The sequence below is a fragment of the Candidatus Limnocylindrales bacterium genome, assembly GCA_035626395.1.
In the GTDB taxonomy this organism is placed as follows: Bacteria; Desulfobacterota; Binatia; order UBA1149; family CAITLU01; genus DASPNH01.
In genome coordinates, this window is the sequence record DASPNR010000032.1 from 16214 (window position 1) to 30428 (window position 14215).

At 68.0% G+C, this 14215-nt stretch carries 18 protein-coding genes; all 18 read right to left on the reverse strand.

Annotation, left to right across the window (positions count from 1 at the left end; genetic code table 11):
* Positions 1-5: 5 nt before the first annotated feature.
* The 18 genes from VEC57_14550 to VEC57_14635 all read right to left on the reverse strand — a co-directional run bounded on the left by VEC57_14550 (position 6) and on the right by VEC57_14635 (position 14190).
* Positions 6-1640: a phage portal protein gene (locus VEC57_14550; protein ID HYC00354.1), complete on the reverse strand. Its 1635-nt coding sequence runs from the start codon at positions 1638-1640 to the stop codon at positions 6-8.
* Positions 1640-2191, reverse strand: coding sequence for a hypothetical protein (locus tag VEC57_14555; protein HYC00355.1), 552 nt, complete (start codon positions 2189-2191; stop codon positions 1640-1642). Before VEC57_14555 ends, VEC57_14550 begins: the two co-directional genes overlap by 1 nt.
* A 75-nt stretch (positions 2192-2266) precedes the next feature.
* Positions 2267-2710 (reverse strand): hypothetical protein, encoded by a 444-nt coding sequence (locus tag VEC57_14560; protein ID HYC00356.1) that lies wholly within the window; start codon positions 2708-2710, stop codon positions 2267-2269.
* Positions 2711-2722: 12 nt separating this feature from the next.
* Positions 2723-3448 (reverse strand): hypothetical protein, encoded by a 726-nt coding sequence (locus VEC57_14565; GenBank protein HYC00357.1) that lies wholly within the window; start codon positions 3446-3448, stop codon positions 2723-2725.
* 10 nt (positions 3449-3458) lie between these two features.
* The gene (locus VEC57_14570; protein HYC00358.1) at positions 3459-4724 is read right to left on the reverse strand and encodes a fibronectin type III domain-containing protein; all 1266 of its coding nucleotides are present in this window, start codon (positions 4722-4724) and stop codon (positions 3459-3461) included.
* 1 nt (position 4725) lies between these two features.
* Positions 4726-5952, reverse strand: a complete 1227-nt coding sequence (locus VEC57_14575; GenBank protein ID HYC00359.1) for a BNR-4 repeat-containing protein — start codon at positions 5950-5952, stop codon at positions 4726-4728.
* 14 nt (positions 5953-5966) lie between these two features.
* Positions 5967-6368: a hypothetical protein gene (locus tag VEC57_14580; protein ID HYC00360.1), complete on the reverse strand. Its 402-nt coding sequence runs from the start codon at positions 6366-6368 to the stop codon at positions 5967-5969.
* Between the two features lie 115 nt (positions 6369-6483).
* Entirely contained in the window at positions 6484-6849 is a 366-nt protein-coding gene (locus VEC57_14585) for a hypothetical protein (protein ID HYC00361.1), read from the reverse strand.
* Between the two features lie 27 nt (positions 6850-6876).
* Positions 6877-7110 (reverse strand): hypothetical protein, encoded by a 234-nt coding sequence (locus VEC57_14590; GenBank protein HYC00362.1) that lies wholly within the window; start codon positions 7108-7110, stop codon positions 6877-6879.
* 26 nt (positions 7111-7136) lie between these two features.
* Positions 7137-9407 (reverse strand): terminase gpA endonuclease subunit, encoded by a 2271-nt coding sequence (locus VEC57_14595; GenBank protein ID HYC00363.1) that lies wholly within the window; start codon positions 9405-9407, stop codon positions 7137-7139.
* Entirely contained in the window at positions 9404-9862 is a 459-nt protein-coding gene (locus tag VEC57_14600; protein HYC00364.1) for a terminase small subunit, read from the reverse strand. Before VEC57_14600 ends, VEC57_14595 begins: the two co-directional genes overlap by 4 nt.
* Positions 9863-10047: 185 nt before the next feature.
* Positions 10048-10788 carry a hypothetical protein gene (locus VEC57_14605; GenBank protein ID HYC00365.1) on the reverse strand — a complete coding sequence of 247 codons (741 nt, stop codon included), beginning with the start codon at positions 10786-10788 and terminating at the stop codon, positions 10048-10050.
* Positions 10779-11306 (reverse strand): hypothetical protein, encoded by a 528-nt coding sequence (locus VEC57_14610; GenBank protein HYC00366.1) that lies wholly within the window; start codon positions 11304-11306, stop codon positions 10779-10781. The genes VEC57_14605 and VEC57_14610 overlap by 10 nt, the downstream gene beginning before the upstream one ends.
* The gene (locus VEC57_14615; protein HYC00367.1) at positions 11303-11431 is read right to left on the reverse strand and encodes a hypothetical protein; all 129 of its coding nucleotides are present in this window, start codon (positions 11429-11431) and stop codon (positions 11303-11305) included. Before VEC57_14615 ends, VEC57_14610 begins: the two co-directional genes overlap by 4 nt.
* Positions 11428-11604, reverse strand: a complete 177-nt coding sequence (locus VEC57_14620; GenBank protein HYC00368.1) for a hypothetical protein — start codon at positions 11602-11604, stop codon at positions 11428-11430. The genes VEC57_14615 and VEC57_14620 overlap by 4 nt, the downstream gene beginning before the upstream one ends.
* Positions 11601-11945 carry a hypothetical protein gene (locus VEC57_14625; GenBank protein HYC00369.1) on the reverse strand — a complete coding sequence of 115 codons (345 nt, stop codon included), beginning with the start codon at positions 11943-11945 and terminating at the stop codon, positions 11601-11603. Before VEC57_14625 ends, VEC57_14620 begins: the two co-directional genes overlap by 4 nt.
* Positions 11942-13006 carry a hypothetical protein gene (locus VEC57_14630; GenBank protein HYC00370.1) on the reverse strand — a complete coding sequence of 355 codons (1065 nt, stop codon included), beginning with the start codon at positions 13004-13006 and terminating at the stop codon, positions 11942-11944. The genes VEC57_14625 and VEC57_14630 overlap by 4 nt, the downstream gene beginning before the upstream one ends.
* Complete coding sequence (locus VEC57_14635; protein HYC00371.1) at positions 13003-14190, reverse strand: site-specific DNA-methyltransferase; 1188 nt, start codon at positions 14188-14190, stop codon at positions 13003-13005. Before VEC57_14635 ends, VEC57_14630 begins: the two co-directional genes overlap by 4 nt.
* Positions 14191-14215: the final 25 nt, after the last annotated feature.

The following is a 14215-nucleotide window of genomic DNA, read 5'->3' on the forward strand; positions in this document are numbered from 1 at the left end:
TGTCGTCATTGCATGAGTCCTGTTGCGGGAACCGGGCGAAGCGGCGGCACGCTGCGGCGCGCCGGCTGCGCAGGGGCGCCCTCGTCGTCACCTGCCTCAAGATCCGCCGCGGCCTTCGGTTGGGCGGCGGCCTGCTCGGCGGCCACGTCGGTGTCGACCGTGATGCCGGCCTGCGCGAAAAGCTCGCGCTCGCGCTGCAGTGCGCCGATGACGTCTTCGATGTCGCGGCCGTCGGCGGTGGCAGCGATAACGTCCGTTGCCGATGTCAGGCCAGCGCGGATCGCTTCCTTGTAAGCCTTGACTTCCTTGGTCGGGTCCACCCACGACCAGCCGCGCGGCTTCCACACGACGGCTTCGAACTTCGCCGGGTTCAGCGCGTACTGCTCGACCGAGATGCTGGTGATGGCCCGCGCGTAGACGGCCTGGCGCAGCCATTCGGCATGCAGCGGATCGCGGAATGCCCGGATCCACCACTGCTGCAGCGTGCGCCAGAGGTCGCGGTCATCGAGCAGCGCAAGGCGCGAGCTGCTGTAGTTCGACTGGCTGTAGTCGCGCGACAGGCTCTCGTAGCTGACGCCCACGCCGGCCGCGACTTCGCGCAGCATGTAGCGCATGAATGGGTCGAGCGCGGTGTTCGGCCGGTTCGGCGCGTGCCATTCCAGCTTCTCGCCGGGATTCAGCTGCTGAATCGTGCCGTCCTCGATGTCGAAGACCGGCGTGCCGTCATCCTCTTCATCGGTTGCGAGCGGAGCATCGCCCTCGGGGGTCTCGATGGTCCCGAAGACCCGAGCGGATGCGCGAGCGGCCTGGACCTCCGAGCCGCTGTACTGGTCCATGTCGTTGAGCTTGCGGACCGCGGTGTGCAGCCAGGGCTCGCCGCGGGCCTGCGGCCATCGATCGATGATGCGCAGGTGCAGGATGTATTCCGCCTCGACGCGCTCGTAGAGGTCAGCGGTCGTGCCGGGCGAGCGCAGATCGCCGGGGTGCTTCTTGCGGATCCAGTAGGCGATGGCGCGGCCGTACTCGTCCTGCTCAATCCCCATGCGGGTCTCGGTCGTCTTGCCGTCTGCGCTGGGTAGCGCGATGTCGAGCGGAACCCGCTCCGACTCGATCACCTCCAGCGCCAGAGGCACAGCGCTGGCGCCGAAGGCGCGCCGGTGCTTGCGAATGAAGACCTCGCCCGCCTCGAACACCTGGCCTAGGGCCATGCGCTCAAGGTCATGGAAGTGCACGGCGCCGCCGGTGTGGCAGGTGTCGGCCTTGCACCAAGCACCGAACACCGCTTCGATGTCGGCGTTGATGCGGCTGTTTGCACCGGCGCGGTTCGTTCCGACCTGGGCCTGCATGCCGACGCCGGAGCCGATGACGTTGTTCTTGACGATGACCTTTGCGCGCTTCGCGTACGAGCTGTCGCGCACCATCTGCCGCGAGCCGGCGCGCAGGCGCGACAGACTCATCGACAGTTCGGCGTCGGCACTGGAGTCGCCCCCGTTGCCGAAGCTGCCGGACATCCGGCTGCCGCGGGCGGCGGCGTACATGCGGGCACCGACCCGGCGTGCAGGGTCCGGTCGACGCACTTCCGCCGGCGCGCGGAACGCGTCGACGATGCGGCCCAGCAGCGAGAGGCGCGGCCCAGCCATCACCGGCACCTCACCATGATCTGGCGCCGGTTCTTCAGCCCCATGGCCATGCCGGCCGCGTTCTCTTCGCGGGCAACGTCGCGCGACAGCTTCTGCTCCAGCGTGATCAGGTCCGGGATGGAGTAGTGCTCCAGCGACCGGCCGTTGATCTCGTACTTCAGGACGTTCTTGCTCGCGACGCCCTGGATGACTGCTCGCACGTTGGCCAGCGCGATCGCCGCATCGGTGCGCGTGTCCAGGCCCTGCGCGCTGGTGGCCGGGTCAGGCGCGACCGTGATCTCGCCGCTCTCCAGCGTGATCCGCTCGCCGGTCTTCTCGACCCAGCTGGACCAGCCGTAGATGCCGGCCGTCCACAGTGCCGTCGTGCCAGGCGCCACCATGACCTGATAACCGCTGGTCTGGTAGGTCGTGGCGGTTAGCGTGATCGGCGCCTGCACCGGCGACGTGAAGCGCGGCACGAGCCGGTATTTCAGCGTCCAGCCCTGATCGGCCGGATAGGCTGAGACCGTGGTCTCGAAGCTGAGGGAGTCGCCTGCAATGAGGCGCGGCACGCTGCGCATGGCGGCGCACTGTCAGCGCCGCGGCGTTCCAAAACTAGAGCCCCGAGTTTTGGAACTCGGAGCGCTTCAAACCCCGCTGGTCGGGATGATCTTTCGGCCTATGCGCCACCGCGATCGGGTCAGGTCGCCGACCAGTTCGAACGTCGGTGAGAAGGCTGGCGAGCCGAACGCCTCGCTGCTGGCAATGCCTCCTGCGCCGCTGACGCTGCTCGTGAGGTTCGAGCTGACCGCGGCGGTGCCGAATGCCTCTTCGGAGGCGATGCCGCCCGCACCCGTCACGCTGGCCAGGGTGCTCGACGAGACGGTGGCCGTCCCGAATGCTTCACCGCTCGCGATGCCGCCGGCATCCGTCACCGTGGCCGTGCCACCGGCAGCTGCATCTGCCCACCAATGACGCACGCGGCCGCCATGGCGAGACAGCAGCTCCCACAGCGCGGCCGCCACCAACGGGGCCGACGAGGACGCCCGCTCCCATTCGATGATCGCGCCGCGTGCGCGGTAGATGTGCATCGCCGCCGACGATCAGGGCTCAAGCCGCAGCGTGACGCCGTGGGTCTTCGCGCCGGTGGCACTGAAGACCAGCGTCACCGTGTCGCCGTTCAGGTCGGCCTGCGGAATGTTCAGCTTGTAGTAGCCGCTGCCGATCTCGCTCACCGCGCCCAGCGTGCCGGCGCCGAACGCACCGCCATCGATCGAGCGCGTGGCGGTGACCGTGAGGCCCGTCGCGGGCACCTCGGTCGTGTTGTCGACCATCAGGAACGTGAAGTTGTTCCAGGCCTGGTTCTTCTTGAGGCCGGTCTGGATGCCGACGTCGTTGGCGGAGTCGACAGTGGGCAGGCCGCCGCTGGCTGCCGCCGCTGCGTTTGGCAGCGCCGTGAGGCCGAGCCGCACCGTGTCCTGCGGGTCGTAGTCGACCAGCGGCACAAGGGCGCCGAGCACAACCATCCCGGTCACAGTCCCGCCGACGAGCACGCTGTTGGAGCCCGTGGCGAAAGCGGCGTCGGGCAAGTCCAGGCGGTAGTAGCCGTCGCCGACGTGCAGGAAGCCGCCGTCGCTGTGCGCATCGGTCAACGCGGAAAGCGTGGCCTCCGTGATACTGACCTTGGCCGCTCCATCCCGGCGATACCAAAGGTCAACCCCCGACGTGTTGAACACCACACCAGTCTCCGGTGTGCCGTCGGTCGAGTCCACGATGCGCAGATACACACTGCGGTCGGTAGAGCCCTTCTTGATCGCGGGGTGGAGCATGGTCGGTCCTTCAGTTCATGAGCTGCATGAGCTTCGGCAGCAAGGTGGAGCCACCGCCACCGGCGGCCGTGTTGAAAGCGGTCCCCGTAGACCACGCGGAGTCACCGCCTGCATTCGAGGCGCGCACCCGCGGCCGGTACTCGGTGCTGCTGGACAGGCCGCCGATGGCAAGGCTCGTCGCGTTGGCCGCTGCGGGGCTGGTGTTGGCGTTCGTCCAGTTGCCGGCGCCGCTCGGCGTCTCGACCTGGATCTGGAAACCGGTTTCGTCCGAACTGTTGTCCGTCCAGTTGATGGTCGCGCCGCTGCTAGTGATGCCGGTCGTTGCGCCAATCGTTGGAGCCGTCGGCGCGTTGGGCAGCGTAGTGAATTGGCTGGTGCTGAGCCGGTTGCTGTCGTTGTTCGCGGCATCGCGGTGCACCATATGCCCGTAGTACGCGGTCGCCGCCGTCAGACCTGTGGCGTTGAACGTCTTGGCCCCGGTGCTGCTGATGGCCTGGTTGCCGGCGAAGACCGCCGCGCTTCCGGTGTGGTCCTGGCCGGCCACGATCTGCGCCACGCTCGGCTGGGTTGCGCTGGTCGTGACCACCGCATACATGGTGCCGTTGGCCTCGTCGGTGGTTGCGCCAAGAGCGGCCGTGGTCTGCCCCGTCACATTGGACGTTGCACTCGTGAGGATTGGCGCCGTGGCATCGAGAAAGGCGCCGTCGGCCGCGACCAGGTTGTCGAGATGTAGTCCAACCGTGTCACTACCGGCCGCGGAGCCGCTGAACCGCACGCCCGCAACCCCGGCTGCGGTGATGTCGGCGTTGGTGATGCTGATGACCTCTGCGCCGGCCGCATAGACCTTGATGGTGGACCCTATCGCCTGTAGCGCCATGCGGAAGCTGCCACCGACCGATAGCGAATACGCGGCGTTCGTCAAGAGCGTCGGGGTGCCGCTTACTACCTTGTATAGCTCGAACTCCTGCCCTGTCGCCTCGTATCGCACGAAGTAATATGAGGCGGTCGCGTCTGGTCCGCTGATCCGCACCGCAATGCCGGCCTCCGTCGAGCCAGCGCCTACATAGTGGACATCAGCTGCTACGTGATAGTCCGCTGACGTAGGCGCGCCTGAGTTCTTGTAGGCAAAAGTCCCAGTGCTGCTGTGCCTCAGTCTGCCCGCATTGCTGATGCGGCCGGCCGCCGCAAACCCGCCGATCGTTGACCATGCGGCGTTGTAAGCCGACAGCTCCGTTCCGGAGGTGCCGCCGAACTGCTCGTTGACGAATTCCGCCATCTCAGGCACCTGCAGCGCGAATAGCCGTGTCGTAATCGAGGTAGTCCACTTGCGTGCCGGAGTACCAGCTCACCGTAAGATCACCAGCATGCCCCTCGGGACTGCGCGGCGTGAATGCATGAACGCTGCTACCGCTCGTGATGTCAGCCGTCTTGCTCCAGGTCGCGCCACTGTCGCTGGTCTCCCAAAGCTGAATCTCATTCCATGAGCCAACGCGCTTTGAGAGGTAGGCCTTCGTCGGGTCGTTGCCGTCGAAGCAGGCCTGGCCATCGCTGTACGTCTGCGTGTCGATGCTGCCGCCAGAGGGTGTGATCTCGGTGTGCACCCACGCTAAACCAGTCCAACGGCTGAACATATGCCTATGGTCGGTCCCAGGCGTCACGTACTTGACCCACAGCACCCAAGGATGGCCATCCGGACCGGTCGCAATGTCCCAGGCCCAGCCGTCCTGCGACGTGCCGTCATAGACGAGCGTGGCATTCGCTGGCGTCAGCGGAGCGGCACCAATCAGCGTGCCGTCTGACTTGTAGTAGGTTTCCGTGCCGCCCGCGTCTGAAATCATGTACCCGTGGTACAGGGAGTTCGCGACCTGGGCGGGATTTCCAGTCGAGAAAACGAAGTCGACACGTGACACCCCGTCCGAATACACCTGTGGGTACGGGCGCTGCGAGCCATTGCTGATCACCACCCTGTCCGTGTCCCAGGTTGAGCCATCCACGGTGGCACGCATGCGCTGCGCCCAGCTGCCAGCGCGATAGAGCATGTAGGTCTTGCCGGTGACGCTCAACTGGAACGTCAGGTTGTAGGCCATCCCGCCGCCCGAGTTCAAGACATCGACGGTCGTCTGCGGACTCCATGCACTGATGTCGTAGGCGGAGGTGCTGATCCTCATGCGCATCTCGCCTGTGTCGTTGTGCTTGCAGTACAGGCACATGATTCGGCCATCGGGCAGGATGCTGATGGTTGCGTTGTCGTGCCCGTTGACCTCGAAAGCTGCCGCCAGCGTGAAGCTGGTCAGCGCCTGCGTGGCGTGGACGTACTTGGTGATGCCGACATCGCCGCTGGAATTCACCCAGCCGAAGTACGTGGCACCGTTCCTGTACACCACACTGGGCCCGGAGCCGATCGTTCCATTCCCGTCTGCGATGACCTGGAAGGGCGCGAGCGGATTGACCACCGCCGGCTTGCTGAAGCCGTATGCCCTGGCGCGCTGCGGGATTGCTCGCACGAGGAACCCCGGCGTTAGAGCTTGAAGATCTTGTTGGCGCCGTTGCTCCAGGCCACGTCAACCTGCGTGGCGCCTGCGCTCACTGGCAAGCCCGTAGCGGTGTCGATGTAGCAGAGGAAGCGCGAAGTCGCCTCCACGCCGGTGTCAACGCAGATGGCGACTGCCTCGATCGTGGGGGCGGCCACCAGGCCGGTGAAGCTGACATCGTCGGCGTCGAGAACGCCGTCGGTGGTCGTGACGTTCTGCAGCGTGACCGCGGAGCCGATGCGGGCGCCGCTCGGGATGTCAGCAAGGAAGTCGTGCGCGGAACTGTAGGTGTAGACCGCGGTGTCGATCAGGTAGGCCTTGGCCGTGCCCGTCGCCAGGATGGCGTCGAGCGCGGCCTTCTTGGTGGCCGGGAGGACTGCATTCGCCATTTCGAGGGCTCCTTCGGGCGCGCAGGACCACGAAGGAGCCCAGCCGCGTCATCGCATGACGGCGGCCACTTTCGGCGCGGGATCATTCCAAAACTAGGGCCCCGAAATTTGGAGATCAGGCCCCTGTTTCTGCCGCCACCGCGACATCCGGCTGGGCTGCCGCGGCCTGGTCACGCGCCCGAATCGAGTAGACGTGCGACAGCGAGCACTTCGCCCGGTCGGCCACTTCAGCCGGCGCGACCCCATCGCCCAGCAGCTTGCGCACCAGCTCGTCGCGCTGCCTGCGCTGCCGAACAGGCCGCTTCCTCGGATAGATCCGGAACCGGTACTCGCCGGCGTCCGCCATGTCCGACAGGACCTCCTCGAGGATGCCGGGCAGCTCTTGGCGGACGACGGACCAGACCGCGGTCTGCAGCCCTTCGTGGCTGGACGCGCGCTCGGCCAGGCGACGGATGATCGAATCGCGCTTCAGGGTTGCCATTTGCACCTCGGGTGGTTTCCTCTGACTTCAGTACCGATCGACCGGCGCCTTCTGCTTGGTGAGCCGCTCGAACTTGTCGATCAAGTCGTTCATCTTGGCCGCGATATCGGGGTGCTTCTGGCGGATCTCCTCCCGAGCTAGCGTCTCGAAACGAACCCGAATCCGTCGGCGCACCGTGCGCTCGACATCGGTCTGCGGCGATGGAAGGTTCTCATCCCAGGCGTGCAGCGTTGATACCGCCGCCAGGTTCACAGCCTCCATCGTCGGGTACGTGCTCTGCCAAGTCGTCATGGCATCCATCCTCCAAATCGGCCGCGCACTCGGCGGCCCTTGCGTGCGGCAACGGGCCGCGGGGCCGGCGCATCGGGCGCAGGCTGCGTTTTCTCGGGCGCGTCAGTGCAGGCGGCTGGGCCTGCCGGTTTCGGGGGCTCCTGCGCGGGTTTCGCGGGGGCCGGCGCTGCTGGGGCGGCTGGCGGCGCGGCGGTGGCGCGCTTCGGCGCCGACGGGGCGCGTTTCGTCGCCACGATGACGGCTTCCGTCGCGTTCGCGGCGGCCATGCGCAGCGCGGCGCGCTGCAGGATCCGGCTCTCGATGGCTTCCCACTGCCGGGCGGTGCGAAGATGCAGCTTCAGCTCGCGGCTCAGCCACAGGCAGCCGACGGTGCAATCCAACGCCTCGTTCCGCCGGTCGGTGCGCTCCTGCCATTCGCGGACCCGCGGGTTCTTCTTGCTGGGCACCTTCATCTCGCCGAGCAGTTGCTCGAAGAAGTCGTCGCGGACACCCTCATACCAGTGCATGCGGCCCGGGCCGGTACCGGTCAGCCGCACCCGGCCGCCGTGCTGCGCCCAGCCGAGGATCAGGTCCTTCGCCTTCGCGGCGCCGATGGTGCGGACGCGGACGCCGTACTTCGCAGCCTTCGTCGGCTTCTTCCCGGGGTCGATCGATGTGCGCGCCGGGGTCCAGATCTCGATCCGGCCGACGCTGTCGGATGCACCTTTCGTGGCGCGGACCGGCCGGCCGTCGCGGTTGTGCTTCCGCACGAAGGCGTAGACGGCATCCGAGGTCTGGCCGTCGCCGGAGTCGATGCCGATGGCGGCGATGGAAAGCGGCTCGCCGCTGGCGTGCAGCACGGTGCGCTCCATCAGCTGCTCCAGCTCGAGCCAGGCGCCGGCATGCTCGACCACGGTCTTGCCGTAGACCTCGCCCCAGAACGCCAGCCACATCTCCTCGCCGCGGCCGATCACCCAGACCGTCACGGCGAGACGGTCGTGCTGGACGTCGACGAACATCACCGGCACCAGGGCGGCGGCCGGGCAGGTCCATTCGGCATAGGGCTCGGCGCGCTCGCGGAGTTCGTCCTCCTGCGGCAGGTCGCCGCGGAACTCCCACGGGAGGCCGCGCGTGCTGTTCCAGAACGCGACCATCAGCGTCGCGTCCCCCTGCTCCAGCGCGTGGTGGGCCACCAGGAACTTGCGGGCGAGCTCGGGCACGCGGCTGCCGTCGAAGGTGCTCAGGAGCTCCGACAGGAAGAAGCCCGGCGTGCTGCTCTCGGCCGTCGGCTCCCAGCCGTAGAGCGGCGGCACCCGGGCGGCGCGGCGGATGTTCTCGATGCGATCGTCGTCGCTCCAGACCGAGCCGCAGTGCGGGCAGGCGTAGAAGGCGTCCTCCCACCTGGCGCGTCCGTAGACCTCGCGCTCGGGCCACTTCGCATCGAGCTCGGCGCGCGGCAGCGCGAGGTCGTCCTCGCTGAGGCGGAATCCCGGGATGGTGACGTGATCCCAATCCGGCGTGTGCAGGCCGCCGCAGTCCTGGCAGGCCGCCTTGAACACGCGGCGGTCTGTCGACCGCATCTCCGCGACGATGAGCGACGTCTCTCTCGCCGTCGGCGTGCCGCCGATCAGCTGCAGGTCATCAGGCGCGTAGGTCTTCGTGCGCTCGCCCAGCAGCGCAATCGCGTTGCCCTGCCCCTTCACGTTGCGGCTGGTGTCGTCGGGTTCCTCGACGATGCCGACGCGGCCCGAGGTCGACTTCACGTCGCTGGGGCTGTTCGAGGCCACCAGCTTCAGCAAGCCGCCCGGGAACTTCCGCCGCGTCGTGCCGGTGCCGGGCGCCCGGGTCTTGAGGTTCACGCGCTCGGCCAGCGCCGGCGTGGCGCGGATCATCGGCTCCAGCTTCTCGGCCGCGAAGTCCTTCGCCGACTTCTCGCGAGGGAACATGGCGACGATGGTGCTCGGCCGCCAGTGGATGTGGTACCCGATGACGTTGCACGCGACGCCGGCGGTGTAGCCGACCTGCGCGCTCTTCTGCACGATGATGCGGCGCACGTCCGGGTCGCTGGCGGCCATGAGAATGCCGCGCAGGGCCGGGGTCTCCTCGAGGCTGTAGTCGCCCGGGCGCGCGGTCTCCTCCTCCGACATCTTCCGCCGCGTCTCCGCCCATTCGACGATCGACAGCTCTCGCCGCGGCGCCAGGGCCGCCAACGCGCGGCCGCGGGCGGCCCGTATCGACGCCTGGGCTTCGGTGGTGCTGAGGATGCCCTGCGGCACGCGGGCGTTCACGGCGCGGCCTCGTCGGCCTGGGCCCAGTCAGCCATCGTGCGCAGGAACTCGTCGTGCACTTCGCCGATCAGGGTCTCGCGGGCCTTGACGTCGGTCGCCTTCGCCAGCTTCCGAGCCAGCGCGCGGCGCGAGCGCTGCAGCTGCTCGCGCGCGGCGACGCAGGCCGCCGTCCACATCGGCTCGACCTCGGCGGCCGGGATCAGAAGCTTCTGCTTCTCGGCCAGGCGCATCGCGATCTCGTCGCCCTGCAGGCGGAACACGCGGTCGCGCTGGGACTCGCCCTGGACCTTGCCGACCTCGCGCTTCACGAGCCAGTCGATGCAGGCCGGGAGGTCGTATTCGCTTGGGATGCCGCGGGAGCCGCGCACGGCGATCGGAAAGCCGGCCTCCTGCCACTCGACGATGGTCTTGGGCGCGACGCCGAAAGCCTCCGCGATGCGTTCCTGGCCGACCACGCGCATCCTTACTTACCCCCGGGGACCCGGCGGAACTGGACACAGATCGCGCCGCAACAGAGGCGCACTCAATTCGACTCCGGAAGGACCCAAAATTTTTTCAGAGCCATTGCCGTGCTTTTCGAAATTGGAGCAATACCAATATGTATGGACGACGCCCATACAGGATTCATTGCGCCGCAGCATTACCGCGACCCCCAATGCTCGGCCCACGACTTCTCGAACCCGCGGGCGAAGGACGCGGCAGCATGGCGCTTGGCATACCCGAGCAGTTCGGTGCGCGGCCGATACGACACCGAGCGCACGAAGTAGAAGACCGCCACGGGCTTCTTCTGCCTGCGCTCGTAGATGCCGCCGGGCAGCCCTTTGACGCTGGGCGGCATGGCGAAGTAGGCGCGCCCGAGCGAGGTGGCACGAGCCGCACGCTTCGCAGCACTGGGCGAGATCACGCGCTGGTAGCCCGGGCTGAGCTTCGCACCAAGCTGCGCGATCACCTGCACGATCTGGCTGCGCGCCACGTTGCCGAAGGCGTCCAGCTTGGCGGCCGGGCCTGGCACCACGTAGTGGCCTGGCGGCAATGCGCCCTGGTTCTGCAGGGCCTGCTCGAACTTCTTCAGCCGGCGCGCACCGCCGAACTCCTCGGGAGCCAGCCACACGGCAGGCGGTGTGCCGCCGCCCTGGTCGCGGATGTAGACCTCGGCGGTCAGGTCGTTGACCTGGGCACGCTTGAAGCGCGGTGCATTGCGTGTCGCTGAGGTCGGGCGATCGAGTCGCGTCTTCAGCTGCTCGCCCCAGCCCTTGGCCAGGTCGGCCACAGTCCGGTTCAGCGTGGCTGCGGCAACGGATGCGACCGCGCGTGCGCTGAACTTGCCGCGCATCTTCTCCTGCGCCTCCTTCAAGCCGGTAACGGAGACGGTCATGCGCATGCTGCCTCCCCCATCAGATCCCGCTGCGACTGCTCATCCCGCTCGATCCCGAGCACCGTGACCGCAACACCCAGCGCCGGCCATGCGTGGCTGCTTACGCCGTACAGCGGCCCCGGCTTGGCCTTCGTGCCCACCTGCGGTGTCGCGCCTCCGCCGGTGGCTGGGAACAGGTCCAGCAGCCCGCGGCGGATCTCGCTGTCGTTGGCCTTGGCCGACTTGCACACGTGCAGCTTCACGGTGCGGCGGTAGACCAGGCGCACGGCCTCGGGTGTGTTCCAGGCCTGCTGGAAGCGGCCGATCCACACGCAGGTCTCGAACACCTCGCGGCCGACGGCCATGCCGTAGCTGGCGATCATCTCGATGGCGAGCACCTGAGCTTCGAGGCATCCGACTGCGCATTGCACCTTGCGCAGCATGTCGTCGTTCGGTAGCACGCCGGATTCGAGGACGCGCGCGCCGTCGAATCGCACGAAGCCGGACTGCGTGGTGCCGGGGTCGATCGCGAGGATGGCGCTCACGCCAGCCACCCCAGCGCCTTCGCCAGCGCCACCAGTAGGCCGACCATGACGACCGCCGACAGCGGCAGCGCGATGAAGACGTAGACGGCGCAGGCTGGGTCGATGTGGATGTTGCGGCGGTTCATGCGACTCTCCGCAGCGTGTCGCCGGTGCGCGTGAACCTCGCGTGCACCAGCTTCGAGGCGATGCTGGCCAGCGACTTGCCACGGCCGGCGATGGTGATGGACTCGCCGATCTGCAGCAGGCGGATGGCGTGGGTGGTGTTGCGCGGGGCGGGTGCGGTGGTAGGCGTCGTCATTCCGGGTCTCCGTGCTGGCGCAGTTCCGGGTAGGTCCTGCGGCCGGCGATGGTGATGAAGTCGAGTTGCGCCTTGCTCATTGCCTCGCCGCTCGTCTGGCGATCGAGCAGGCGCTGTACGACCTCGCGCGCCACCGGTTGCTTGCCGCCCTGGGCGTACCGGCGTGAGGGTTGGGGCTCGCGCTTGTAGGCCTCGTAGCAGCGCCGGCAGCGAGCGCCGAACGCGCTCATCTCGCTGTGCGATGCCGGACCCTGGCAGCGCATGCAGGCGTGCTCCTTCGGGTCGTCGCCGGCGTCACTCATGGCCTCGGCGGTGCGGCGGCGGATGTCGGCGACGGTCACGATGCGGCTCCCTTGCGGGCAAGGCGCGCGGCGCGCTGCTGCTCGACCTCGCGGGCTCGCTCGGCCTGCTCGGCCAGCCATGCGGCAGCAGGGTTGGACGGAGCCGGTGGAGCGGCTGGTGCAGGCGGTGCGAGCGCAATCGACGCGGCCTCGGCGCGCCGCGCCGGCAGCACCGTGAGCACCCACGCCCAGCCCTTGCCCTTGGCCACGGCCTCGGCTGCGATGCCAGCGAACTCGGCCGGTGTGGCGCCCTGCTCCAGCAGCGCCAGCAAGCGGGGGTCGCCGGGGTTCGTGCCCTGCAGCCCGGCCTGGCGCATGACGCGGCAGGCGGAGCCGGCAGGCGTCGGGGCGTGGCCGTTGGCCTCCGGGGGGTCGGGCTCCTGGGCTGGTGCTGGCGTCGGCGCGCGCGCAACGGTGGTGGCAGTAGCTGCGCGCTCTTGTTTTTCTGTCCTTCCTGTCCTTCCTGTCTCTCCTGTCCCTGTCAAAGCCATCTCAGCACCGTCTACACGTGACGTCACAGCGCCGTCTACACGCGTCTCTGCATGCGTCTCGCGCTGAGACGCGCCAGCGTCTCGCAGCAGCGTCTCCAGCTTCTCGAGGCTCGCATTGCGCGGTGGAGTGACGCCGAGCGCGCGTAGCTGCTCAGACAGCTCCTTTACCCTCTTGCGCCAGCGCTCCTGCCTGGTCTCTTGGTTGTCCTTCTTCTCGCGAAATTCCTCGCGGCGCTCCCAGGCCTCGATGGCCAGCGTGGCCAGCACAGGGTGGTGATAGCGGCCGTCGCTGCAGAGGATCCATCCATGCATCGCGCGGGCGCGCACCTTCTTCCAGGCCTTCGCGCGCGACAAGTGCTCGAGCATTTCCTCGTCTTCAGGCAGCGTGCCGGCCGGTTTCTCCGACCAGGCCGCGCACCAGAGCGCGAAGGCGGCTTTGAATTCGTCGCCGGTGGACTTCACGAACAGCGTCGACTGCAGCACGCGGTGGTGCAGCATCGGCATGAAGCCGTAGCCGTTGAGGTCGACCTCGGCCGGCACCAGAGGGTCAGGCAACTGCTGGTCGCTCATGCTGCGCTGACCTCGGCGAAGAGTGGTGCGTCGCCAGCAATCCGGTCCTGCGCCATCGGCAGGTTGCGCCGGTCCAGATCGATCAGCACAGCGCTGCGGTGCATCGCATCGGCCACCAGGCCGACGGTGCCGCTGCCGCCGAACGGGTCGAGCACGGCGTCACCTTCGCGCGTGCCGGCGGTAATGCAGCGCTGTGCCAGCTCGCGCGGGAAGGTCGCGAAGTGCGCGCCTTTGAAGGGCTCCGTGGGGAAGTGCCAGACGCTGCGCGGGTTGCGCGTCGACCGGACGTCGGCCAGCGCCTCGCCCATGCTGGCGTTGTTCTTCACGCCCTTGCGGTTGAGGTTAGCCTTCGTTCGATGCGCACCGTCGGTCGCCGAGTCGCCCGTGAGCGTGCCGTACTTGCAGACCCGGCCCTCGGCTGGATTGCCGGGCGGGCCCTGCCGGCGGCCCACATTCGCGTGCGCCACCGCAATGTGCTCGGTGCCGCGCTCGGTGGCCCAGCCGTCCGGCGTGCGATAACGCGGCTTTGGCGCGGCGTCATAGCCGTGGCCGAAGCCCGGCCGCTTCGCGCCGGAGTACTCCATCGGCCGGCGCGCGTGGGCTCCACCGCTGACTGGCTCCTGCATGTCGTCGAAGGCCCAGAAGTACTGCTCCGACTTCGACAGCAGGAAGATGTGCTCGTGGCTCTTGGTGCACCGATCGCGCGCGCTCTCGGGCATCGGATTGGCCTTCGACCAGATGATTTCCTGGCGCAGCCACCAGCCATCGGCCTGAAGCGCGAACGCGACGCGCCAGGGCTGGCCGATCAGGTCTTTCGGCTTCAGCCCTGGGGTGCGACCGAGATTGCCCGTGCCGCTGTCCCGGATCTGCGCTGCCTTCACCTGGTTGGCGCTGATGGCGGACACGTTGGGCGCGTGCTTCCCCGCGTGCTCGCGCGACTGCGCGCCCCACGAGCCGGCGTAGCTGTCGCCGAGGTTCAGGAACAGCGTGCCGTCATCGCGCAGCACGCGGCGCACGCGGCGGAAGACGTCGACCATGGTGGCCACCCACTCGTCCACCGTGGGCTCGCTGCCGATCTCCAGCGCCTTCAGCGGGTCGTCATCGGGCAGGTAGGACCGCAGCCCCCAATAGGGCGGGCTGGTGACGCAGCACTGCACCGAGCCTTCGGGCAGCGTGTCGAGCACCTGGCGGCAGTCGCCGTGAAGGATG